This window comes from Butyricimonas muris (assembly GCF_046365375.1).
In the GTDB taxonomy this organism is placed as follows: domain Bacteria; phylum Bacteroidota; class Bacteroidia; order Bacteroidales; family Marinifilaceae; genus Butyricimonas; species Butyricimonas muris.
Genome location: NZ_JBKEIT010000001.1, coordinates 385335 through 408900, shown reverse-complemented (window position 1 = coordinate 408900; position 23566 = coordinate 385335). Strand labels below are relative to the sequence as shown.

29 protein-coding genes are annotated in these 23566 nt (G+C 50.0%); 16 read left to right on the top strand and 13 right to left on the bottom strand.

Translation table 11 applies throughout. The features are described 5' to 3' along the window. Nucleotides 1-178 precede the first annotated feature (178 nt). Together ACK8P8_RS01775 and ACK8P8_RS01770 are read left to right on the top strand one after the other, a co-directional pair. The gene (locus ACK8P8_RS01775) at nucleotides 179-1513 is read left to right on the top strand and encodes an ATP-binding protein (RefSeq protein ID WP_306449682.1); all 1335 of its coding nucleotides are present in this window, start codon (nucleotides 179-181) and stop codon (nucleotides 1511-1513) included. 1 nt (nucleotide 1514) lies between these two features. After that, nucleotides 1515-3407: a DUF4209 domain-containing protein gene (locus ACK8P8_RS01770; protein ID WP_410025455.1), complete on the top strand. Its 1893-nt coding sequence runs from the start codon at nucleotides 1515-1517 to the stop codon at nucleotides 3405-3407. 65 nt (nucleotides 3408-3472) lie between these two features. Here the strand turns inward: ACK8P8_RS01770 and trxA are convergent, their stop codons facing one another. Beyond that, entirely contained in the window at nucleotides 3473-3766 is a 294-nt protein-coding gene (trxA, locus tag ACK8P8_RS01765) for a thioredoxin (protein ID WP_410025454.1), read from the bottom strand. A 35-nt stretch (nucleotides 3767-3801) separates the two neighbouring features. On the opposite strand from trxA, the gene ACK8P8_RS01760 reads away from it, so the two are divergent. After that, nucleotides 3802-4119, top strand: coding sequence for an RloB family protein (locus tag ACK8P8_RS01760; RefSeq protein WP_410025453.1), 318 nt, complete (start codon nucleotides 3802-3804; stop codon nucleotides 4117-4119). 262 nt (nucleotides 4120-4381) lie between these two features. Here ACK8P8_RS01760 and ACK8P8_RS01755 read toward each other — a convergent pair whose 3' ends face one another. The 9 genes from ACK8P8_RS01755 to ACK8P8_RS01715 form a co-directional block, all read right to left on the bottom strand. After that, nucleotides 4382-4864, bottom strand: coding sequence for a DNA N-6-adenine-methyltransferase (locus ACK8P8_RS01755; protein WP_410025452.1), 483 nt, complete (start codon nucleotides 4862-4864; stop codon nucleotides 4382-4384). 9 nt (nucleotides 4865-4873) lie between these two features. Further along, a complete protein-coding gene (locus ACK8P8_RS01750; protein WP_302363163.1) occupies nucleotides 4874-5329 on the bottom strand; it encodes a hypothetical protein in 456 nt (151 codons plus the stop codon). Between the two features lie 8 nt (nucleotides 5330-5337). Further along, entirely contained in the window at nucleotides 5338-6681 is a 1344-nt protein-coding gene (locus tag ACK8P8_RS01745) for a DUF2586 family protein (protein WP_410025451.1), read from the bottom strand. Between the two features lie 12 nt (nucleotides 6682-6693). After that, on the bottom strand, nucleotides 6694-6990 hold the full coding sequence (locus ACK8P8_RS01740; protein ID WP_410025450.1) for a hypothetical protein: 297 nt from the start codon (nucleotides 6988-6990) through the stop codon (nucleotides 6694-6696). A gap of 79 nt (nucleotides 6991-7069) precedes the next feature. Further along, nucleotides 7070-8119, bottom strand: a complete 1050-nt coding sequence (locus ACK8P8_RS01735; RefSeq protein WP_306449691.1) for a hypothetical protein — start codon at nucleotides 8117-8119, stop codon at nucleotides 7070-7072. A 132-nt stretch (nucleotides 8120-8251) separates the two neighbouring features. After that, nucleotides 8252-9508 carry a Clp protease ClpP gene (locus tag ACK8P8_RS01730; RefSeq protein ID WP_410025449.1) on the bottom strand — a complete coding sequence of 419 codons (1257 nt, stop codon included), beginning with the start codon at nucleotides 9506-9508 and terminating at the stop codon, nucleotides 8252-8254. Between the two features lie 42 nt (nucleotides 9509-9550). Then, entirely contained in the window at nucleotides 9551-10351 is an 801-nt protein-coding gene (locus ACK8P8_RS01725; protein ID WP_410025447.1) for a hypothetical protein, read from the bottom strand. Further along, the gene (locus ACK8P8_RS01720) at nucleotides 10348-10929 is read right to left on the bottom strand and encodes a hypothetical protein (protein ID WP_369859148.1); all 582 of its coding nucleotides are present in this window, start codon (nucleotides 10927-10929) and stop codon (nucleotides 10348-10350) included. The genes ACK8P8_RS01725 and ACK8P8_RS01720 overlap by 4 nt, the downstream gene beginning before the upstream one ends. A gap of 3 nt (nucleotides 10930-10932) precedes the next feature. Then, complete coding sequence (locus ACK8P8_RS01715) at nucleotides 10933-12240, bottom strand: phage portal protein family protein (protein ID WP_410025446.1); 1308 nt, start codon at nucleotides 12238-12240, stop codon at nucleotides 10933-10935. A 272-nt stretch (nucleotides 12241-12512) separates the two neighbouring features. Between ACK8P8_RS01715 and ACK8P8_RS01710 the strand changes: the two genes are divergently transcribed. From ACK8P8_RS01710 to ACK8P8_RS01690, 5 genes are read left to right on the top strand one after another with little or no spacing between them, the layout of a single operon-like run. Next, the gene (locus ACK8P8_RS01710; protein ID WP_306449697.1) at nucleotides 12513-12953 is read left to right on the top strand and encodes a hypothetical protein; all 441 of its coding nucleotides are present in this window, start codon (nucleotides 12513-12515) and stop codon (nucleotides 12951-12953) included. Further along, nucleotides 12950-13324, top strand: coding sequence for a hypothetical protein (locus ACK8P8_RS01705; RefSeq protein WP_410025445.1), 375 nt, complete (start codon nucleotides 12950-12952; stop codon nucleotides 13322-13324). The genes ACK8P8_RS01710 and ACK8P8_RS01705 overlap by 4 nt, the downstream gene beginning before the upstream one ends. Nucleotides 13325-13337: 13 nt before the next feature. After that, on the top strand, nucleotides 13338-14813 hold the full coding sequence (locus tag ACK8P8_RS01700; protein ID WP_410025444.1) for a KilA-N domain-containing protein: 1476 nt from the start codon (nucleotides 13338-13340) through the stop codon (nucleotides 14811-14813). Next, nucleotides 14777-15259, top strand: coding sequence for a hypothetical protein (locus ACK8P8_RS01695; RefSeq protein WP_410025443.1), 483 nt, complete (start codon nucleotides 14777-14779; stop codon nucleotides 15257-15259). The genes ACK8P8_RS01700 and ACK8P8_RS01695 overlap by 37 nt, the downstream gene beginning before the upstream one ends. Nucleotides 15260-15266: 7 nt before the next feature. Then, a complete protein-coding gene (locus tag ACK8P8_RS01690; protein ID WP_306449700.1) occupies nucleotides 15267-15632 on the top strand; it encodes a hypothetical protein in 366 nt (121 codons plus the stop codon). A 299-nt stretch (nucleotides 15633-15931) separates the two neighbouring features. Here ACK8P8_RS01690 and ACK8P8_RS01685 read toward each other — a convergent pair whose 3' ends face one another. Beyond that, complete coding sequence (locus tag ACK8P8_RS01685) at nucleotides 15932-17026, bottom strand: hypothetical protein (protein ID WP_410025442.1); 1095 nt, start codon at nucleotides 17024-17026, stop codon at nucleotides 15932-15934. 1322 nt (nucleotides 17027-18348) lie between these two features. On the opposite strand from ACK8P8_RS01685, the gene ACK8P8_RS01680 reads away from it, so the two are divergent. Beyond that, complete coding sequence (locus ACK8P8_RS01680) at nucleotides 18349-18513, top strand: hypothetical protein (protein ID WP_410025441.1); 165 nt, start codon at nucleotides 18349-18351, stop codon at nucleotides 18511-18513. A gap of 220 nt (nucleotides 18514-18733) precedes the next feature. Then, complete coding sequence (locus ACK8P8_RS01675; RefSeq protein WP_306449702.1) at nucleotides 18734-19360, top strand: hypothetical protein; 627 nt, start codon at nucleotides 18734-18736, stop codon at nucleotides 19358-19360. Nucleotides 19361-19427: 67 nt separating this feature from the next. Here the strand turns inward: ACK8P8_RS01675 and ACK8P8_RS01670 are convergent, their stop codons facing one another. After that, complete coding sequence (locus tag ACK8P8_RS01670) at nucleotides 19428-19664, bottom strand: hypothetical protein (RefSeq protein ID WP_410025440.1); 237 nt, start codon at nucleotides 19662-19664, stop codon at nucleotides 19428-19430. 26 nt (nucleotides 19665-19690) lie between these two features. On the opposite strand from ACK8P8_RS01670, the gene ACK8P8_RS01665 reads away from it, so the two are divergent. The 6 genes from ACK8P8_RS01665 to ACK8P8_RS01640 all read left to right on the top strand — a co-directional run bounded on the left by ACK8P8_RS01665 (nucleotide 19691) and on the right by ACK8P8_RS01640 (nucleotide 22668). Continuing rightward, the gene (locus ACK8P8_RS01665; RefSeq protein ID WP_306449704.1) at nucleotides 19691-20065 is read left to right on the top strand and encodes a hypothetical protein; all 375 of its coding nucleotides are present in this window, start codon (nucleotides 19691-19693) and stop codon (nucleotides 20063-20065) included. A gap of 37 nt (nucleotides 20066-20102) precedes the next feature. Next, nucleotides 20103-20330 carry a hypothetical protein gene (locus tag ACK8P8_RS01660; RefSeq protein ID WP_306449705.1) on the top strand — a complete coding sequence of 76 codons (228 nt, stop codon included), beginning with the start codon at nucleotides 20103-20105 and terminating at the stop codon, nucleotides 20328-20330. Between the two features lie 89 nt (nucleotides 20331-20419). Further along, nucleotides 20420-20557, top strand: a complete 138-nt coding sequence (locus ACK8P8_RS01655) for a hypothetical protein (protein WP_153881015.1) — start codon at nucleotides 20420-20422, stop codon at nucleotides 20555-20557. Nucleotides 20558-20677: 120 nt separating this feature from the next. Continuing rightward, entirely contained in the window at nucleotides 20678-20917 is a 240-nt protein-coding gene (locus ACK8P8_RS01650) for a hypothetical protein (RefSeq protein WP_306449706.1), read from the top strand. Continuing rightward, nucleotides 20918-21193, top strand: a complete 276-nt coding sequence (locus ACK8P8_RS01645) for a DUF3846 domain-containing protein (protein WP_306449707.1) — start codon at nucleotides 20918-20920, stop codon at nucleotides 21191-21193. It begins immediately after the preceding gene. A gap of 209 nt (nucleotides 21194-21402) precedes the next feature. Then, nucleotides 21403-22668 (top strand): reverse transcriptase domain-containing protein, encoded by a 1266-nt coding sequence (locus ACK8P8_RS01640; RefSeq protein WP_306449708.1) that lies wholly within the window; start codon nucleotides 21403-21405, stop codon nucleotides 22666-22668. Between the two features lie 86 nt (nucleotides 22669-22754). On the opposite strand, the gene ACK8P8_RS01635 is transcribed toward ACK8P8_RS01640, so the two are convergent. Continuing rightward, the gene (locus tag ACK8P8_RS01635; RefSeq protein WP_306449709.1) at nucleotides 22755-23012 is read right to left on the bottom strand and encodes a hypothetical protein; all 258 of its coding nucleotides are present in this window, start codon (nucleotides 23010-23012) and stop codon (nucleotides 22755-22757) included. Nucleotides 23013-23566: the final 554 nt, after the last annotated feature.

The window sequence follows — 23566 nt, the reverse complement described above, 5'->3', positions numbered from 1 at the left end:
CAAAAAGGAATAGTCGATTTTTGCCAAAGATGGTTAAAATGCAAGGTACATAATGCATAAGTCCAATTCTGTTACATTGAAAGCAGAGTTATACCCCTATTTTATTACAAATACAACAACCTTTTGCTCCTATTTTGTGCTTTTATGATTATCTTTGCACACATAAACACTTGAAGATATGTTTGAAAGAAACGCCTTAATAGAATTAAGACAGTGGGCTGCTCGGCCCGGTCACAAGCCAATGGTACTCAGAGGTGCCCGTCAGGTTGGAAAAACTACGCTCGTAGATCAGTTTGCCGCAGAATACGATGTATATCTGAAACTCAATCTTGAAAAAAATACGGATAGACAATTGTTCGAATCAGGAATGTCTATGGATGAGTTGATAACAACCATTTATCTGCTCAATAATCAAGAGCGGAAGGCAGCTCCAACACTCCTCTTTATCGATGAAATTCAGAACTCACCACAAGCAGTTGCTATGCTGCGTTACTTTTACGAAGAAGTTTCCGGTATTGATGTTATTGCAGCGGGTTCCTTGCTGGAAAATCTCATTGACAAGCACATCACATTTCCTGTAGGACGAGTTGAATATATGGCTGTTCGTCCTTGTTCTTTCAATGAATTTCTCGGAGCTATTGGAGAAAACGGCTTGAAAACGGCACAACAACGCGCTGCTGTACCAGCCCCTCTCCACGATAAGGTGATGCGCCTATTCAATACCTATACTTTGATTGGTGGAATGCCTGAAGTGGTAAACAACTATGCAGAACATCAGGATATAATTTCATTGAAGTATATTTATGAAACATTGCTGACCGGATACCGAGACGACGTTGAAAAATATTCTGCAACAGAGACCATGAGAAACGTTATCCGCCATATTCTAAATGCAGGCTGGATATACGCAGCACAGCGTATTACATTTGAAAAATTCGGGAACTCGCTATACCGCTCTCGTGAAATGAGCGAAGCATTCAGAACGCTGGAAAAAACGATGTTACTCGAATTGGTTTATCCCATGACCTCGGTCGTAGTTCCTTTGGCTCCGGAGCCGAAACGCTCCCCGAAATTGCTATGGCTGGATACCGGATTAGTCAATTATGCCGGAGGAATTCAAAAAGAATTGGTGAATATACCAGATATAAGCGATGCTTGGACGGGACACATCGCAGAGCAAATCATCGGACAGGAATTATTGAGTACTGATAATATGTTTTCCCATAAACGCTATTTTTGGGTAAACGGGACGGGATCGGAAGCCGAGATCGATTTTGTAATACAGTACGATGGAAAGATTATTCCTATCGAAGTAAAATCCGGGCACAACTCACGTCTACGGTCGTTGCACCAATTCATGGAAAAAGCACCGCACGACATGGCAGTACGATTTTGGGGAAATCCATTTTCTATTGACGAAGTTATTACACCGAAAGGTAAACGGTTTCGGCTTTTTAATCTTCCGTACTATTACGCTGGGCAGATAAATGAAGTTTTACAAAAAAATATATGATATGAAAACATTGCAAGAATATTACGCAATAATAGACAGTAGTGAATTTGATGGGTTGACAGACGAATCTGTCATCGGATTGTTACCAAAATTATCCCCAGATGATGCGGATTTCAAAAACATTGTTTTGGAAAATACCGCTTTTCTGATCCGTAAATCATTGAATATTCAAGAAGATCCAGAAAATAGGACAGTAAGAGGCTTGTCATGGAGATATCAAGGCAAAAATGTAGATGAACAGGGAAATGAAACAAATCTCTATGTTCCGGATGTGATGGCATTGACTCAGCAGGATTATGAGTATTTTGAGCAGCGTTTCCTGACGTGTTCAGGGTTGTTTCCTAAGACCGAGTATGGATTACTTGTCTATTTCGGCCAAAAAACGCCATACTCGAAACGTAACGAATTTAAGAAAGAGTTGGCTGATAAATTAATGGTACTGGCTCGAATCTATTGGGGCAAGGCTTTGCAGGGAGGCGAACGAAATTACAATTTCCAGACTTATTTTCCTATATTGCGGACTGCTTTTGCTATTTATCAGGGAGCCAAACTCACAACTGATAGAGATACCGTGTGCCAAGAAGTTATACAGCATCATGCTGATTGGGATATCACGCGTAAAGATACATTACGGGGTATCCTTGATTTTACAAGTTTAATGGCTGAATATTTTCCGGTTTTTAAGACTAAAATTGATTTTGAAAATATCATAACCAAAAATTTAACGGCTGCACGGGAAATCGAAAAGTCATATACATGGGGAGCGATATATATAGTAGATAGCTGTATAGGAATTCGCCAGAAATTGAATGCGGATTCCAAAGACTTATTAAGATATAAAGCTAAATTATTTGAAAAAATGGTATCCGAGCGTTCGGAGAGTTTCGTCCGTTTACAATTCATTGAAACGGCTTTACGCATATATCAAAGTTTGGATGATACTGCAAAAATAGAAGAATTGGAAGCAGCTTATACGGCTACACGAGCAACGATTGAGATGGATCATGAAAAACTCTTTGAATATCCGGATGAGTATGTTCAACAAAGGACTCGTATAATACAAGAATTAGTTCAGGATGCCGATGATGTGACCATAACAACCAATATCGCAACTAATGTTTGGTTCAGTAGTATTGAGGATATCCGGCAAATGGCAAACAATATTGAACAGCAAAGCCTGCTTGCGACAATGGCTACCACCAAAATACTGGATAAATACGGTAATACGATAGATAATTGTACCTCTGAAGAAGAAATACAGGAGATGCACTTTTGGGAGAGTTTTGGTTTCTCCTTTCAAGTCGGTGTTGCATCATTACATGAATACATCATTGAAGCCTACAAAGCTGGAAAATTTACCTATGCGAACCTATTATCTTATTTAGAGTCTACATGGTACAATGAACCGATAATTCACACATACCATGGAAAAGATTTTGAACTCCGTATTTTGGATGTACTGAAACCAGGGTTGAAAAAATGCTTTGAGGAACTGGATTACGCTTTTAGAGACTTAGAAAACAATCATTATGATTATGTGATTGTTGTAGACACTCTTACGCTTAAAATAGAAACAATTCTACGATTTATGTGTGAAAAATTAGGCATTGCGACATTCAAGACAAGGAATAAAGGAGGTGAAAAACTTGTTATGGAAAAACTGTTAGATGACATGTTGAGTGACTTGCAGGATACTCCGCGAACACCGACAGGATTTAGTGAAGCGGATCGTTTAATGCTTAAATATGCACTTACACCCAAAGGTCATAACCTACGAAACAGAGTCGCTCATGGACTTATGGATCTGTGGGAGTATTCGTTTACCGATGTCGTTATTTTATTATACTTGATTATCAAATTAAGCACATACGAATTTACTTCTCATATAAACTAACATACAACTTGAAAATAGCCAGGACTATTCCTGGCTATTTTCCATTTCTATAATAGGTCTCTTATTCATTCTTCCAATATATTACGAGCAATAGCTCCGACCTGCCGCCCGACCTCCTTACCGTCCATGAAGAAAATCACCGTCGGTATGTTCCGAATGGAATACCTTACGGCTATATTGTTGTTTTCTTCCACGTCACATGCGGCGATAACCGCCTGTTCCTTGTAAGTTTCCGCTAACTCCGCAACCATCGGTGCCAACGCCTTGCATGGACCGCACCACTCGGCGCCGAAATCGACCATGAGTGGTTTCTCCGTAGAGAGCAGCTCATCAAAGTTCTTCTCTATCGCTTGTATCATAATCATTCGTTATAGGTTATACTCAAACTGGCGGTATGAAGGTAGCATATAGCAACCAGGCATTTGAATACTGGTTTCTGTTGCACTATAACCTGTTTCAAGGGCCGATGCACCGAAACCTGTGCGCCGAAAAGTTGAGCGGATTGCTGGGGTTGGCATATAGCAAGGAAGCCGGATTCGCAAGTCGGCTATTTCGTGTGCTTGCCGACAAACAGGACCAAGCGATCCGGAATGCCAAAGCCATCATGCGCCAAATGGAAAACGTCCCGCCGGCACAGGCTGAATCATCCACAACAGTACATCTTCTTGTCGAGGAGTTGAACAAGTACATACAACTGCCGACGTGGAAATAATCACTTAACAATCAACTTATTATCAATAGATTTGTATCATTATCATGGCTTGTGATAATGATACAATGTTTTTGAATTTACGATCCTCGGAAGAAATGATGCTGTACAAATTTACCGCACTTTTGAAAATTTGTGGTGAGTTTGTACAGCCTTCAGACCAAAACGAAAGATTGCATTAACGCAATCATTACTTTAATAAAACGGCTGAAATCGAAAAATATCGCCGCTGTATGCAGGAATTTTGCACACAGCGACGATATGATTAGATTTTTACCAATTTACCTTCAATACCGCAGCGTTCCAGCACTGCGGTATTTTCTTTGTCGAAAGCAATCAGGCAGGACGGGGCGCCTGCCGTGCCTCCCGGCTCTCCTGTCACGTGATAGAAACTCAGCCGTCCTTTAATAAACAAGATGGACTCCGCATTCGGAAACACCAGCTCATGGAATAACCTTGTGTCTGTTCGCACAAAGGTCAAAGCAATGGCATTGCGGTGTTCCACGCAACGCCTGATAAACTGTACGATGAGTGCCGTGTCATACGGAGGATTGCAGAACACACGCCCGAACCACGGCTGCTTGAGCCCGTCATCTTCGATGGTATAATGGTGAGCCGCTGTATTCCACGGTCGGTTCACGGGAGCGCAAGGGTCCAAATCGAACGGCCCCAACCGCCGCAGAATATGTGGCGGTGTGAGCCATTCGTTTTTCCCTGTCGAGGATTTCCCTTCAAAGGTTACGTCCATAGCCTCTCCCTAAATGGTATCCCCGTCTCCGATTTGGATGTCAAAGGGATTGAGGTCGAACTCGTGCGTGATGTTGGTATCATCCTGACTGCTCTCCATGCCGTCCTCGCTGAAGATACAGCCTTTCAGCGTGACGGTGGTGGTCGTCCAGTCATCGCTGGCCATCGGGTTGGCGAACGAGATGATCAGGTCGAACTCTCCGATGTCCATCAGACTGCCGTAGGTCGAGCGCAGGGTCTGCTGCGTGGCATAGTCCATCGTGATGCTCGCCGTGTAGGAGATATTTCCGAAACCCCGGCTGACCGGTTTTCCGCCCAGACCGTAGTTGGGCTCGATTTTGCGTTTCTTGCTCCATTTGATACCCGAAACGCCTTCGAGTACGGTGGAGCCCTCCTCGATTCCCAAAGCCGTACTGGCTAAGGTAATCATCGACCAAGAGTATGCGACGTTGTTTATGATTGCCATGTTTACATCTATTTAGCGGTTAGTGATAAGCCTTCCTCGACATAGATTTTCACAGCTACGCCGACGGGTACGATGACGTAGCTGATGCGCAGCGTATCGTCCACCAGCACGTTCTGGTTGGGGTCGATGGTCACGGCATAGCCACTGATCTCCTGCGCTGCCTGCATCTTGGCCAGTATGTCACCGATCAGGGTCTTGAAGGCCGTAATCTTCGAGGGTGCGAGAAAGCCCGTTGCCGGGTTCACCATCAGAGGGCTGTGCAGATACGGCAGCAAGGCTTCGCGCACGGCACGGCGGCTCTTATTGATGGTACGGTTGCGGGCAATGGTGCGGTAATCTCCGTTGGAGCAGGTCTGATCTTTGGAGATATAGATGCCGTTCTCCCGACCCGAATACTTGATGGGGAAAATGTATCCCTTGTCATCCAGTTCGTCCAGCAACACCGGCGAGAGGGATTCGTACAGGTTGGTCGATACGAACTCGTCCTCGGCATCGAGCGTGAGATCTCCGAAACCGAGCTCGATCTGCTGGAAGTCATCGGTAAAGAGGTTGAACTGCCGCACCCAAGCAATGGATTCGTGAACGCTCGCCTTGGCAAGGGCGCCCATGACGGCACCCAGAAAACCGACCGGCGTATGGTTCGGGTTGCGGTACTGGATCATCGCGTTCTGGTCGTTTCGTGCCTGGCCGAAGATAACGCTGGTACGGGACGATTCACAGATAGCCGACGGGATGCGGTTCAGGTCGATGACCTTTGCCTCTTCCGTGTCTCCGCCCGTGTTGGCAGGGTTGGCACACAGCACCACTGACAGGGGCTGGTTCAGCTCGGCTAAAGCCACCGCCTTGTCGTTGATGCCTTTGACGAGGTTCAGGTTGTATTTCTCCTGCTCGCCGTTGAGCTTCCACAGCGGCTGTTCTGTCCAGATACCCACCTGCGAGATGAGCCCGTCTGCGGCACGCTGCATCACGTCGAGAGCGTCCCAGTTCTCGGAGCAGTCCGCGAACATGACGTACAGCCGGCCCGGACCGTCGATGTTGCCGCTCATGCGGAAGAACTCGCGGATGTGATATGCCGGAATGCCGAACAGGAAGTTTTCGTTCGTCTCTTCGTCAAGGTCGCACGCGACACGCTCTTTGATGCCGAAGTCCTGCACGGAGGATTTGCGGCTGGTGATGCAAATGACATCGCCCAGTGCCACGTTCGCCTCGTTACTTTTCCCGTAGCCGGCGGTAAAGAGGTCGGGCTGTCCCGATACGTCGAACAGCAGGCCCGTGATTTTCTCGTTGCTTGCGGATGCGGCATACGGCAGGTTGCCGTCCACATCCTTGATGATTACATTGCCTAATGCCATATCGCCTGCGTGTTATGATTTGTAATAGGGATTCTTGTAGAGGATGGCCTTGCCCCGGATGGCCGGAGCGGTCTGCGGCGTGTACATGCTGCCGTCGGCATCGATGTAGAGTTCCTTGTAATCGGGAAACTTTCCGAGGATGGCCAATGCAGCAGCAGGAATCTCGGCCGCCGCTTTCGGTGCCTGTTCTTTCTTCGGGGCTTTCTCGATTGCCGTATCTTTCTCTTCGGCCGCTGCCGTAGGTGCTGCTACTGTCGCTTCCGGCTGGGCGGTATCTGTTTCGGGAATGGTTGTTTGAGTCTTTGCCATAGATATTGCGGTATGAAAAAGGGGGATGGAGTATGGTGTCCATCCCCCGCACGTTGATATTCGGTGATTCGGTAAAGGGTTATGCCGTTTTGGTGTAGGCCGTATGGACGACGATCTCGGCAGGCTTGACGATGTTCACGTCCATCTTCATGCGCATCTGGAAGAAGAAGAGCTCCGAGTTGGATTGCAGGCGGTCCACTTTCAGTACCTCGGCGTCGTTGGCGTAATCTACGCCCATCCACAGGTTGGAGTCCATGCCCGACGTGAAGTTGCCCATGACGATGGTATGCTCCGGCACGCCCGTAATCGGAATGATACGCTTGCCCTTGAAGCGGTAACGGTTCACCTCGCTGTTCTCGGAGTATTTCACCATCTTGTCGGTGATATACTGGTCGTAGGCGTCCCACGCTTCCCAGCCCATGACGATGCTCAGGCCCGAGCGCTTGCGGATCTGCTTGGGGCATTTCCGCCACATCGAGTAGAGGGCCGCCTCGACCGCAGCACCGTCCTTGAGCTCGGTCGTACCGGAGACGATGCACTGGCCGCCCGCGATGGTCTGGGCGTCGGTGGCGTTCACGTTGTCGATGATACGCTTGATGACCCCGTCGAAGTATTTCTCCTTACCGGCTCCGATCTGCACGGCACCGGCGGGAGCCGTGATGCCTGCGGCGGCCGCACCGCCCTTGGCCGAAGTCCAGATGGCATTGCCGATGAACTCGTTTTTCTTGTCCATCAGAAGGCGCAGCATCGTGGCTTGCAACTTGGGGTCAAGCTCGCGGAAGACGAGGTTGCCCGTCGGCTGTGCGAATTTCCAGTACGCCTCGAAATCGCGCGGGTTGAATTCGAGGTAAACCATGAACTCGGCGGGTTCCAGGTGGCGTTCCGTGAACTGGTATTCGTTCTCGCCGTTCTCACCTTTGGCCCCGTGCGAACTCTGGGGCGTGGGCACGTTGTCCTGAATGATGTCTCCCAGCCGGATGGCGGGAAGAGTGTACTTGTGCTGGATGCCGGACTTGATGTGGATCAGCCCCTCACGGAAGGTGTCGTTGCCCTGCGCCGTATAGGTGAGCAGGTCTTCCAATACCTCTCCGGCATAGCCGTTCTGTAAGAAAGTTACTGTATCTGCCATTGTGTTAGTGATTTTCTGGGTTAGAATCTCGGCCGCGAACAGGGAGCATCGACTCAAAGCGGTAAACCACTTCCGGCAAATCAGTTTATGTGTATCGAGGTGGCGGGATGGTACGTCTCCCGCCGGACGGGGCTATTGCAGCTTCTTGAAGGCGAAGTCCTTGCCCACTACGGCTTCGACCTGTTCTGCCATCTTCTGCCCGGCACTTTTCAGAGCGTCGGCGGCCGCTTGGGCGTTACCGGGGTCGGTGGCGATCTGCTCGCTGATTTTCTCGCGGGCGGGAATCGAACCGATGGTGTCCTGTACCAACTGGAAGTTCGTGGCAGCCATCTCTTTCCAGCCGGGCACCGCGTCTGCCTCGATCTTGCCTTCGTCCACGGCTTTCTGCAAAAAGCTCTGGATGGCACTTGCTTTGGCATCGGCCTCTTTCTGCTCATAGACCTGCAACCGGGCGGTTACGCTGTCGAGGTCCTTCTGGAGATTGCCGATAGTGGCGTCTTTGCCGGCAATCACGGTCTTGGCATCGCTCAGGGCTTTGTTCGCCTCGGTCAGCCGGGCTTCCACACCGGTCAGCTCCGAAATGCGGGAGAGCACGTCCTTGACCTCGTTCTTCTCCTGCATGCCGAGTGAGGCGACCACCGCGCTGTATTCCGGGGATAATGTTTTCTCTTCGTTCATGGATCTGTGATTAAGTTTCGTATTAAGAATAGTGGTTTTCTCGTCCGACGGGTGATTTTCCTCTTCGGGCGGTGTGATGCGGTTCATGACCGCCTGTATGGCCGCCGCATCCGTAATACCCGACAGGTCGGCGCGCACCTTGTCCCGGAGCTGCTTGCTGGTCTTGAGCACATGGCTTTCGGGAATGATGCCTGCCTTCACGGCAGCCGCAGCATCGAAGAATGTCCCGTCCTGCCCGGCAGCCCCGTCCATGATGGCCCGGACCTTTTCACGGCTCAACCCGAACCGTTTGCGGTAGATGGTCTCGATTTGCGCCGTGAAGGCTTTGACCAAATCGGATTGCTCCCCGTCGTTTTCGTCAGGCAGGAACGGGTTATGAATCATCAGGATGCCGTAATCCCGCATAAATGACTTGTCCCCGGCTGCCCAGATGACGGAGCCCATCGAGGCGGCCATGCCTTCGATGACGCATTCGGTAGGCACCGAGGCGTTCTGGATGGCGGCATAGACCGTCATGCCGTGCAGAACCGAGCCGCCTTCCGAGTTGATGAGCACCCGGATAAGGGAGGGACGCACGATGTTCTCCAAAAAGTCGAACGCCTCGCTGAAACGACCGGCACTCTCTTCCGTGATGCGGCCGAAGAAGCGGATGGAAGCCGGACGCCCGGCACCCGACTGACAGACGATATGTTCAAAAGTTTCCGTGTTCATCTTTTCCTTTGGGTAAGAATAGCTTTGCTCGCGTGAAATGGTTTATAATCCGCTTTCGGAGCCGTTCGGGATATCCTCGGCGGGCTTTTCCTCTTCGGGTTCTTTTTCCTCTTCCTCCGGCAGGTCAGGCACATCGACCGACGGCTCGAATCCCGTAACCTGTTCGTAAACCGGTTCGGCATGGTGTCCGTGTCCAGCCGTGTCGTGTTCCGGGGCGTCGGCATGTTGCGTGAAAGGCGGCATGACCAAATAGCGTTCGACCCAGTTGCGGTACTTCCATGCGGAAGATTCCCGGAACCAGACCTCGTAATCCACCCAGTACGCCTGCAACATGTTGGTCGTCATAGGCATGTCGAAGTAAAGAAGATTGCATCGCTCGGTGAGTGCCGGTTCATGGCTTTTGGCATCCTGAATGGCGACGTTCAACCGCTGGAAAACGATGAACGGGTCGCATTCCCGCTCCGGGTCGGTGTGATTGAGCGTATTGAGGATGAAGCGGATGCGCATGGTGGCGCGGCCTTCGCCGATACGTTGCTGCTGCACGAGGTAGCGCACGTTCACGAAGCGGATGAAGACGGCCGGAAAGGCGATTTCCATTTCCAGATTCTCGCTGCGCACGATTCGGGAAAACTGTCCCGTGTCGATCATGATGGTCTTGAAAAACGGCGGACTTTGCGGCTCTTCCGGATGCTCTCGCAGTGTGAGGATGGCACGGCGGACAGCTTGATACATGTTCAGGAACGGATTCTCCGATACCTGTTCGGGCACGGCGACCGCAGGTTGTTCCGCTTTCGGAGCGGAACCGTTTACGGGTGGATTATATGGCTTCTTGTCTCTGATCATGGGTTCGGAAAGGGAAATCCCCGGAACAGGATGGGGATAAACAGTTGATTGACGGTATGGTTCAGTTTCGGGTTAATGCCGATAAATTGTCGGTGTTCAGGCCGGCGACTGCTATATTGGTTGACCGTGTAAAGCCCTAACGCCGGATCGGTATTATGGACGGCGGCATAGCTCTTGGAAGCACCGCGTTTTCCCGGCTGGTTGAAATTGCTCGCCTTGGTCCGGATGGCATAACGGGCTCCACGGCGGAAAATCTTCTTCCGCTCACCGTAGCCGCGCTGGGTGATGTTGGTGTGGTCCATGCGGTCGGCTTCCCCGGTGATGGAGCGCGACAAGGTTCCGGTGTCGTTCATCACGGGATGGGTGAAGCGTCGGCCCCAGCGGGATTTGCGCTCCGGCCACGGCTTGCCGCTGCCGTAAAAGCCGCCTTCGGCAAAGCTGGTGCGGAACCGACTTATGGAGTATTCGCCGGCCATTGTCACGAAGTCGTGGGTATTGAACTCCATCTTGTTGGGCAAATACCGGCCGTTGCCTTTCGGGGCCCATTGTTCGCAGAATTGTTCGAGGGTGATTCTCATGGCTTACGGGTTGGTGTCGGTTTGTTTCACGCCTCGGGGATGACCGTAACGTTTGTAGTATTCCTCGTCCGACATGATGCCCCGGTCGGACGAGCTTCCGCCGACTGCTATACCGCCTCCGCCGCCCATGCCGGGTATCACGTTGAGCTGCTTGCCCACGACGATACCGAACTCTTTTTCGATTTCATCCGCCGCCACCTCGTACTTATCCGTAATGAGTGAGTAGAGCTTGATACGGTCCTCGTTGTTCATGTCGATGCGGTTGGAATACTTGAATTCCAGTCCGGCGGAGATATAACCCATCGCCACGAACCGGGGGATGATCTGCTCGTTCATCACGTTCTCGATATAGCGGCGATACACCTCGATACGGTCGCGGAAGATGTCCTGATGTGCTTTGGTGGAGCCGACATACGACTGCATGCCTCCGGCCATTGATTCGGAGCCGAGGATTAGGTTCGAGACCTCCTTGTTGGCGAATTGGATCAGTCCGGTATATATCTTCTCGCTGTTGGACATGGTGAAGGTCTTGATGTCCACCTCGTCTTCCAGTCCTGTTACGATAACTTTGTTCTGGGCGGCATTGGAGATGTCCTGCGCCAGACGCTTGCGATCCATGTTGTTTTCGCTGACGGTCTTTCCGTGGATGATGGGCTGGCCGTAGGTATGACTGAAATTGACGTAGTTGGCGACCGTGAACTTTTTGGCGAGAATCAGCGGCGTCGTGGCCGAGAAAAGCCCCAGGTCTCCCGTCTTGATGAGCACATAACGTTTCCGATAGGCGGTCGAGTGGATGTCCCAGTGCGGCAGCCACAAGCCCTGCCGTTTGACGACAATGCCCTGTTCGGGCAGGACGTTACGGCGTTCGATGCTGTTCACCTCTTTCAGCCGTCCCGTATCAGGATCGATATCAGGCATGATTTCCAGCAGCGTATAGCCGTAGAGCTTGGCCTCGATGATGCCTCGGATGATTTTGTCGAACTGCGAGCCCTGTATCTTCTGGCTCTCTTTCACATCCTTGACGTATTTGCCCTTGTCGTTCAGGCGGGCGAGCATATAGCGGTCGCCGAGTATCTGGCTTTCGAGTGTCTCGATGACGGCACGGATGTGCGCATCCTGTTGCAGACACGCATCGTACAGGTCGATCAGACGCGCCCGGTCGTCGAGGATAGTTCCCAGCAGCATGTTCGAGCGCACCGAACGGTAGCGGTTGTGCCGTTCGATTTCCCGCACGTATTCCTGAATCGTTTTTTTCGACGTGTGGAATATGCTTTCGAGCAACTCGTGGTTGAATGTTCCTTCTTCCTGCATTTTTTTCGGGTTTCAAAAAGAATAGTTTGATCCCGAAAAAATGGGTTATCCGACCCCCTCGAACCATACGAACAAATCGGCTCCAATATGTTCGGTTTACCATACAAAATAGGCGGACGGTTACTTACAGATTTTTGGCTCGTTTTTGCGTCTGAAAGTCGCTTGTAAATACCTATAAATGAATTATTAACGATAAAATTTATCGTCAAATTTATAGTCAAAATCGAGCCGAAAAGTATATATTTGCCTGCAAAATTCAATATTTTGAGAAAATGAGAAGAATAGAAAATCATCAAGGGTTCAGACTTCGGTTCGGCGAGTTTCCGGATTTGCTGTTCACCGCCACTGATACCCGGACTTATTTTGACATGACACACTTCCTGCAATCCATGAAGCTGGACCCGGAAGAAAAGATTGATGAATTTACCGCAGGATTCGCCTTGTGGATAGACCATCTGGGCAAGATGTACGGCATACCGCCGGACGAATGTTTTGCCGTCGATGCCGCTACGGGACACTCTCTGGCGGAAGAATCTTTCGCCCTGCCATTCCTCTGCTGTGTCGATCCCGTATTCGGGGTGTACCTGCTGGAAAGCATGTCGCAGATGCTGCTGGCCGGAATCGCGTGTTCCGACTCCTACATCCTCATGCAGGCGCAACAGCGGTTTACCCAAGAAGAACTGCTTTCCACTCCAAATACCGATGAGCTATGAAAACGAAAGGACCATTTTTACCGTCGAAGCAGTTGCTGGTCTTCAACGGAGCGTATGTACTCATCGCCGTGGTGCGCTCGCTGCACAGTGCGGCGGATTTTTCAGGCATCAACCTCCAAAGCATATCGTTCTCCTGTACCGGGAAGTATGTAGCCACCGGAGGCTTCTATTTCCGACATGCGCACCCCGATGTGCAAATCGACCTGTCGGACCTCGACAACCTGACATTGCAGGAGTACGACCGCCTATGCGGTGTGGAACGCCGCTATTTCACCGTGCGTGAGACCGCCCACAAGCGACAGGCGTATGAGGAACGGCGCAAAGAGTTCCGGAAGTTCTGTAAACAACGTGATTTAGAAGAGAAAGAATGAAAAATAATACAAGATGAAAAGCAATGCGATACTATGTGAAGAGTACCCGGTCAGGGTGCTGTTCAACGATGACAAAACCTTGGCATGGGTAAACCTGCATGACCTCTGTAAAGTATTGGGGCGCGAGGAGATGCTGACCGACAAGGCGGCTATCCGCCAGTTGCCCTCCAGTATTCAGATTCCGTTCCGCAAGAAAGGACGCGAGATGTGGGCTATCAGCCCCTACGACGTCTATAAGCTGATCCGGCCCATGCGGCGCGAAAACTCCATCGCGGCAAAGAAGTGCGCCGCAGTGGAGACATGGCTCAACGAGCTGCTTGAAGATGCGGCCATACAGTCTGCCAAGGCGACGCAACCCGCACAGCAGGAAGACGTGGTGTTCAGCTATCAGGACCATCCGATCTCTTTCCGCGCGGCCAACAACAAGATGATGATAAACGCCACGCAGATGGCCCGCAGCTTCGGCGTGTTGCCGGCAGAGATACTGCGCAAGGCGGATTTCGTCCGCTATCGCCAGCATCTGGTCGAGAAGGGCATCTCGGAAAGCCTCGACAGCCAGATTTTCACCACGCGCGGCCGTAACAACGGGGCGACATGGATTGATGAAGAGCTGGCGATGGAGTTCGCCCGGCAGTTGTCGCCGGAGTTCTCGCAATGGTGCAACACGAAAATCAACGAACTGATGACACGGGGCTATGCCACGTTGGAACCCCGACCCGAAAGCGATACGAGCACTACCGAGAATCTGCCCGTGCCGCAAAGCCTCGACGAGGCGCAGCAGTTAATTGTCGCCCAACGCCACGAAATACACCTGCAACAGGAACGTATCGACGCCGATTCCTACAAGGTGGAGTTTTACGACAACCTGATAGAGGGACGGGATTACTATTCGACGACATGGCTCGCACAGGAGCTTAATACGACACCCCGGCAGTTGCACCAGTTCCTTGCCGAAAAAGGCATCTGCAAGTTCTCGAAAAACCAATGGGTGGCTTTCTTGCCGTACCGAAGCTGGCAGATTGATATGCCGTATTACTGGAACAACCTGCGCACCGGCAAGTGCTACGCGGCAGGGACACGGAAGCGGTGGAGCAAGATCGGCCGTGACCAGATTCTCGAACTCTGGAACAGGGAGCCGCCTAAACGTCCCGAGCTGCCGTCCGGACGCCGCAGGGTGGAGAACCCATACAGTCATCTGACGGAAGGCGTGGATTACTTCACGCCCACGCAACTCGCCCGGGAAATCGGCATCTCGGCCAGCCGCATGAGTAAGTTTCTGGAAGATAGCGGCATTTGTCAGTTCGTGAAGAAGCAATGGGCCGTCCTGCCGGAATATCGGGAGTGGCAAATCGACGTGCCATACTACTGGACGAATCCCAAAACCCAGAAACGATGGGCGTTCGGCTCCCGTAAGCGGTGGTCATTACTCGGTCGGGAGAAAATCATCGAATTGTGGAACAGAAGGAATGCCGGACAACAACCGGAATAGACAGTATGAGCAAGGAACTGACCGAAAAGATTTCAAGGGCGACGGGCCGCTATCCCGTGAGCTGCGACTGTCCCCGTTGTCGGAGACAATGCCTGACACCCTGTCTGGGCACGCCGGAGGACATCTGGCGACTGATAGAGGCTGGATACGAGGAAAGACTGCGGATTACATTCTGGGCTGTCGGTATGCTGGTTGGAGCCATCCCGTTCCCGATACTGATGGTACAGGCTCTCCAGACGGAGCGCGGCTGCATATTCTGGAAAAACGGGCTGTGCGAACTGCATGACCTGAAACTCAAACCGACGGAAGGGCGCCTGTCGTATCATATCCTCACGGAAGAGAGTATCTGTTTTAGCAAATCACTGAGCTGGAACGTGGCAAAAGAGTGGATCAACGTGGAGAACATCCCGCTCATTACCCGAATCCTGCAACGCATGGCAAAATGAAAACCGCATGAAACACAAAGGGAAAAGCAACAGTTCATTCCGGCACCCGAAACAGGTGCTGCTGTTCGGCCACACGCGCATACTGGTCGCCGTATTCAAGTCGATGCAGTCGTGCGCCGAAATCACCGGGACATCCGTCAAGACGGTCAGCCGGGCCTGCAAAGGCGAATATGCGCAGGCGGCGGGATTCTATTTCCGACGGCTACACCCGGACGTGGAGATTGAAATGGCAGACCTCGATACGCTCCTTCTGGAGGAGTATGACCGGCTCTGCGGCGAGGTGCGCCGCTATCTGCCCAAGGAGCAGGTGAAGGCTTTCAGGGAGAAGTTCGAGCAAACCTACGGGCATAAAAAAAGCTCTGATGGAGGCTGACCGACACCTATTTCCGGTTCTATAAATACAGAAAAGTAAGATGCAGTAATATATTATATATACTATACTACTATCTTACTTTTCTTTTTTTATCTACTAAAAGAAAAACATAGCGAACCCCTTTAGGGGTGAGCATTAAAGGGTATAAATAAACACTGGAGCGTAGCGGAAGTGCTTTATTTATACCCTCCACCTTGCTTCTTCTTTAGAAGAAGATAGAGAATACCGATACAAAAATTTCAAAGTGGGATTTACTTCTCCAGCAACAAGGTGACGGATAGCGGATGATTAGAAAATGACTATCCCTTTAACGGATGGCGGGACAGTTGTTCCTTCCGTTTCTCCTGTAACCGTAAGGCAAGTTCTTTTATGCTCTCTTCATCGGTGGAATAGTTACCGGCTTTGGCTCGCTTTATATCCCTTCGTCGTCCTTTATCCGTTGTCTTGCAGACCTTCCAGAACTCTTTCAGGTAGTAATACACGGTCTCTTCAGAACGGGAAACCGCACCGACACCCAGTTCGTTCAAAAGATATCTCCGGAGTTCCTCCATCGGTTCCCGATACCGGGAATAGTTCCCGTTATTGAAATACTTCGCACCTTTGGTCTTGCCTTGCTCGATAGTCCTGCATACCTCCCAGAACTCGTCCAGGTAGTAGTAGCCTTTTCCTGCCGGAGCCAGATAATTGACCGGCTCGATCCGTTTGTAAAACCCGTTCCAAAGGACACCGGCCTTTTCCAGCTCTTTCGCCAGTTCCTCACGCTGTCCCACGTTGATAGGCTCCAACTGGTAATCTTCTGCCGGTCCGACAACCTCCCGCAGCGAATAACGCACCGGACCGTCTTCCGGTTTCATACAGTACATGACAATCCGTCCCTCGGCATCGATTTCCCGAAACACACCGTAACCGATTTTCCGACCCAATACGCTGATTTGGTACTGGACATTCTCTTTGGGTGTTTCGCGCGGTCTGAGTCTGTTGCGCCACCGGTTCCAGACCAGCCCTTCCCTGTAAAGAGCCCGTTGCAGGCGGAGAACCGTCTCCTTGTCGGCGATTTCCAACGAGGTGTAGTCGAAACATCCGGAAGCAGCGTTCAGTTCATCACCTCTGATAGAAACGTACAAGCACACGGATTGATTTACGCCCACTGTTTCGACAATCCCTGAAATCCCATGCCCCACAAGGTTTACGACATCACCGCGTCGGGGCGTATCCGTCTCGAACCATTGTCGGAACTCTTCGTATGTTACGGGCAACCGTTTGTCGGGTGTCGCGTCGATAGAGACGACAAAGCGTCGCTGGGCACAAAACTGCGCGATGGCCAGTTCATGCGTCTCATTCTTCGGTCTGTAACATCGGAAGAAATCATGGATTGCCGACTTGCTTTTACTCATCCGGTATTTGCATCTATAAATTATATACAGGTTTACTTTAGGCAAAGATAAAGATTGTCGGGGAAATGCGGGCTTAAATTATCAATTTTCTTTTTAGGGAAACCTAATAAAAGTTTCGACAAAAAATTCGATAATTCATTAGCGCACAAATTTCTATGCAAGACTGTATATGCGACCGTCTGCTTTAATGCCCCATTTTGGAATGTTTTAGTAAACAAGATTCTCCGCATAACCGTGTCTGCCATAATATGAAATGACAATCGTCAAGAGGATCCGACAATGCAAAGCCGGCGGGTAAATGGATTCTTGCAAAGTCTGTCTATGACCGGACGGCTTCTCCCGCTGCAAATCCTGTTCTGTTTTGAACAAATAATCCCCCGAAACTGTGCCAAACTTTGAACAAAAAAGTCAGAGCCAAAAACGGGACTTGAAAATCAGGCCGTAGGGCGCGTATCGAATCCGCACCGGGGGTAGTACCCACCCCGTTCTTTTCAAAAATTATTAGTGTACTGTTATTCAGCATTTTAATGCCTTCACTTTGTAGAAAAGTGAAACTAAAAGCCTATAAATAGACCTCTGTTTCTTTCGGATTGAAAGCAAAAAAATTTTTCTCCCTTGTTTTTAGTCTGTTTTTAACTCGCAAATAATTGACTATCAATATATATAGTTTTTCTTTCAGTCTGTTTTTAAGCGTTGAACCCTATATTTTTTTGAAAAAAAATTTTTCTTTTCTGTAATAGATTGATTTTCAATCAAATAAAAACAGCCCTCGCGCGCGAGCGTCCACTCTCATTTTAGAGCCGTTTTTTCAGTCGGACGAAAAAAATTATTTGGAGGATTGAAAAATTTGTTTTAGAGTTGAATTGAACCCGAAAGGGAAACAGCCCCGACAAACAGACGGGGAAAACAGAAACAAAAAATATACAGACTTTCAAAAGCGGAACAACCGCAACAAGTCTGTAAATAGTAAAAACAAAAAAAGTCAGTAAGTAAGAAACAGACAGCAAAAACCGCAACAGCGAGAAACAAAGAGCCTTTTTTGTGGGAAACCTATTTTCGTGGCTCGGACAAACGAAAATTAGCCTGTTCGCTATGGAGCGATTAAATAGGGTGTTAAATAACCACACCGCGCAGGACTACAAACCAATGTAGCAAGTCGGAACGGTCGAAATACGTGTATTTTGTCCGCATACGCAAAACCCGTGATTTTGGGAGGGCGAGAGTCGTATGGAAAAAGGGAGGCGATAAAATAATGCCATAAGTCTGCCCTTGCGCAGCCGGAGATAAAAATCGCTATGCGGTAAAAGCAATCCGCACGGAGCTTGAGAAAAGAGCATTGCCAATGTCATGCCCATAATCACCAGCCGCCAACCGCCCTAATGTTAGCTGCCCCGTTGGAAAAGACGGGGGACGTGCCAAAGAAACACCCGTCGAAATTGGAGTATGTCGGGCTTGCCATGACAGCGGAAAACCGCCTTTGCGTGTGAACAATGCAAATGTAGGGCTTTTTTCCGAAATAGCGAGTATAGGGCACGTTTTAGTGAGGTGCAAATTGAGATGAAATCTGCACGCTATCGGGTGAAAGGTAGCGTGCGATTTTTGGGCGCGCACAGGTCGTGCCGTTTTGCCATCCGCAGAACGTGCGGTTCGATTCCGCAGTGCCCGCAATATGCACTATCGCATAGAAACCAACTAAATTTTATCATTATGGCAATCAGTAAGTTAAATGCAGAACAGTTTGCAAACATGGCAGTTAATGCCGCAGGTGTGGTTTTCGAGTATGCCGGCAAAGACGGCAAGAACACGGCTATGCACTTTTTCGGTGCCGATTACGAAGCAACCGTGAAAACGCAGGACGAAATGTTCCGTGTACTGCGCAACGTGGTGACGACATTCTGGGAAGTGAAGACCAAAGAATCGCTGCTCCGTGAATCGAATGACGGTATCCGCTCGAAACTCCGTGCAGGAACTCCGCACCGGCTCATCATTCGCACCTCCGCAGGCATTACGGTCAAAGTCTTCGACCTCGATGCAAGCGTATGGGCGCGAATCGGGTTAATGCCGACCAAAAAGGACTTGGAACGCTCCGCCCGCGACCGCAAGAAGTACATCCACAATGCCACCAAAGCACTCATGGAGGCTCTAAATTTCCGTGTGGAACTGCCCAAAGACATCGCCCAGCCCGAAGAGGTGCAGCCCGAACAGCCTGCCGAACAAGTTGCCGCCGAAAGTGCGACACCCATAGCCGTTGCCGAAACGGTGGCGGAACAGCCTGCCCGCAGGCGTGGCAGAAAGCCGAGAAGCGGAGCGGAAACCGTAGCGATTGCAGCGTAACGGCATAACGAACCCTATACAATCGAAGCTGGACAGCGTGCAGGAAATGTGCGCTGTCCTTTTTGTTTCATGCCATGTATAAACTCATCGCTTTCAACGAAGTGGCAGAAAATTTTTCTGCCCACTTTGCGCTCGGCATCTCCCCGTACTTCGACCGCTGCAAAAGCCATGAAACGGGGATGCTGCACTTCATCACGCACAAATTTGTGCGGTACTTATGCCAGAATTGCGGGTATGAACGCACCGAATCGTTAGAGAATTTCGTGTGCCGGAGATACAGCCCGCAGGCTTGGAAATTTCTCAAAAAACTAATGTAACAAACCTGAGTGTATGATTGAAATATTCAGCGAAGACCGCACTCGCAATTACGGGCGTTATGCCCATTTCAAGGCGGCCAAAGACACGCTCGACAAGCTGCGGGCAAAAGGCGAAATTGCCGGCGAACCGCCCGCCGTACTGGTCATGTGCTACAAAGGCACGGAGTTGCAACGCATCTATACGGCAACGTTCAACAGCCGTTGGCGTGTGCCTAAAGAGGCGAAAACACCCGATGCCGGAGAAAAATTGCGGGCAAAAGGAGTGCCGCAAAAACAATCTAAAAAGCCTCGGCGCATCCGTGCGAAAGAAGCACAAAGGCGTGCCGACAAGTGTTTCCATGCCGGTCAGCCCGATTGGCTCGTAAAGCCGCTGCCGATATTCATGTGAGTTCGGTAATCCAATCATGCACTAAAATCGAATGACAATGATAGAATTATATAATAATGCCGGAACCGAGAGTTACGGCAGTTTCGACAAATTGAAAAGTGCCGGAGGTGTGCTTGCAACTCTGGCTTCAAGAGGTGTGAAAAGCGTTACAGTAAGCAGTTTTCGCGGGCGAAGGCTCGTGCGGGTATATCGTGTGCTCACGGACGAGAGTTGCCGTATCATCAAAATGCCGACACTGCCACCGACGCCGACACCGGCGGCATAGCATAGTGTGAAATATATCGGTGCAGGCACGGGCGGAAAACTCGTGCCTTTTTTATGCCCGATTGTAGTCGAACCGTAATAATCAAAGCCATGAAAAAGATAATCGCCTTTGCCCGCAAACGGCAGGATGCCATTCTGAACACGGTGTTTGTCGCAGGCTTGCTCTTGCTTGTCTGGGTCGGAATCCGTGTGCTGACGGCTCCTTGTGCTCCTTGTTTCGGATTCTGAAACTGGTAACAGCATGAAACGGATACGTGCAGTTTGAACGTATGCCGACAAAAAAATATGCCCGAATTCCGACCGGATTATTCGGATAGCATCTATTCTTTAACAAATTCCGATTTGCCGATGGAAACAAAAGAACTTAATACCCACCAGCGCGGAGTAATCCTGCGCGGAATATGCGGCGGTGCTGCGCTGAAAGGCAAATCGCCGCTTATCTCAGAAAACAACACAGTCATAACCTGTACCCATGCACTAAATGTTTGGGACATCTGCTGCATCAGGTCCGATGCCGAGGCTTTCGGTCTAAAAGTAAAATTCGGTTATGACGGTCAAACCATAATAACTTTTACACATAAGAAATAAATGGCAGAAATCATAAAAACAAACGGGACGCGCCAATCGGTGCAACCTGCTAATGGGACCGACTTTACGCTGAAAGAAATGCAGGCAATAGTCGGCGGAGACATCGAACTTGTATTTCTGAACGAAACGGAAATCATGGTCGTGAACGAAGAGGGGAAAATAAATGACCTCGCATACAATTCTGCGGCAACCCGCATTTTCAAAGAAAACCACCCGAGTGTATCGGACTACATTGTCGGAGATGTGCTCGTGTGTGATAACAAACAAATCAAATAGCTATGTCAGGTGCAGATAAAAAATACAGATGTGAATGATGCGGAGAACCTATTACCCGAGAGGAATACATCAGTCAGGGATTATTTAATGCGTTTTGCAAAACCTGCAAAAAATTAAGCCCGAAAAAACGCAACGAGAGGGCATATCGGCTGTGGCAATCCGAGCATAAAGACAAAGATTAACTTTCTAACAATATGATTAACTTGTAAATGGCAGATAAGATATTGCAAATGTTTTTCGACATCGAGCGATGGACGAAAGCAATCGAGAAAGGTGTGGGCAAAGACATCCGGAAAGACCAGCTCATCCGGCTGACCGACGAACACACCCGGCTGGCAATGGCTGAAGCTATGATGCTGGGGAAGTATGAAATCTCTCCGCCCCATACGGCTCAAATCCCCAAAGACAACGGCGAGTTCCGCACGGTGTACGTGAACGAGCCGATGGACCGTGTGATACTCAGTATCGCCAACGACCTACTGTTCGACCTGATGCCTGAAATGCTCCACGAAACCTGCAAATCCTACCAGACAGGAATAGGCTGCGGCCGAGTGGTTACCGAAGTCAGTCATCAGATCGTAAACGCCGCAAAGAACGGAGTTCTGGGCTGGAAATCCGACCTCTCCAAATATTTCGACAGCGTACCGATTCAATTCGTCGATGAGGCATTCGATAAGGTTGAGGCCCAACACGGTCATTCCGTTTTAATCGACGTGCTGCGGAAATACTATCATTCGGACCTGTATTTCGATGAGGAGAACAGGCTCCGAAGTCAATACCAGTCCCTCAAGCAGGGCTGCGCCGTGGCGAGCTGGCTGGCCGATGTACTCCTGTATGGCCTCGATGAAGAATTGTCGGAACTGAACGGCTACTATGTCCGCTATTCGGATGACATGCTCTTTGTCGGTGCCGACTATGAAAAAGCAATGGAACTGCTCCAACAGCGACTTGCCGAGAAGTCCATGAAACTCAATCCGAAAAAGGTGGAGTACCTGACAGCGGACAACTGGTTCAAATTTCTCGGGTACAGCATCAAAGGCAAGATGATTTCGCTCTCGTCCAGCCGTATCAAAACCTTCCAGAAAGAGATTGAACAACGAACGATTCGCTGTCGGGACACGACGCTGACGAAAGCCGTCCATGCCGTGAACCGTTACCTGTACAAGGGCAACGGCGAGTTCAGTTGGGCGACACAGATTCTTCCCGTATGCAACGTGCGAAAAGACCTTGACGAACTGAATCTGTTTGTCATGGATTGTCTGCGGGCAGTTGCAACCGGCAAGCGCAAGATCGGTGGCCTGGGATATGTCAGAAACAAGTCTGACGGATGTATCGTCCGGGGACGGGGACGCAATGTGAAAGCGAACCGTTCCAAAACCGGAGGCAACATCCCCGGCTATCTGACGATTGGCTGCATGAGGAATGCACTGCTGACAAGTCGGGCTGTGTACAACACGCTGGTAGCATCACTGTAACAATGCCGAGTACACGGCAAGCTGATGAAGGGCTGGAATTCATATTACAGGTAATTTAACCAGAATTATCCTGAGTGAAATCCGGTTTATCGACCGGTTTCACTCAGGATTTCTTCTGGCAATAGCCTGTAACCATCAAAGTGATAAAGGAATGTGCCATCCGGCCAGACATCTGCACGAAAACTGAAACACATCAGCAGAAGTTCGAGGAATGAATTTGAGATTCCCGCGTGTAACCCAGCTCTATCGAGAGTCTTGAAGGTGATCGGACCATCACCTTCAGACTCCTCAAGAGCTGGGCTCTCGCGGGCAACATCAAGCAAGTAAAGAAATGTGTCTGTCATTATGAGAACTTCCCCTTTAGCACGAAAGCGCGGTGATTCAAGGAATATGATTCAACATGCCGAGTTTCGATACAGCCCGTCCGGCGCCGTCGTATCCCTAACGTCATACGACGGCGACCATCCGGCTTCCGAAACTGGCGTACATCAAAGCAATAAAGCAATGTGCCGATATTCTGAGAATCATGAGAAGCTGAGTACACAGCTACAAAAGTCGAGGTCGGAATTTCAGTTATGCTGCTCTTGAACTTGCGGCCACATACCTCCTCATCTCCGAGCGGAGATGAGGACATATCAGGCCAGCAGAACAGAGCAGCGCACATCAGGAAAATAAAGGGATGTACCGTCCGAATGAGATTTTTTCAGCACGGAAAACTGCGGTTCAGGGGACAAGAATCAGCGTGCCACAAGCAATGAAGTCCCGGCAATGACGTCGTTATTCACTATCAGGAACACGACGTCGCTGCCCGGACTTCAAATCGCGGCGCACATCGACCTATTAAAGCAACGTGCCGCAATCCTAAGAACCGCAAAACTTAGCACGAAGTGAAAAGTCA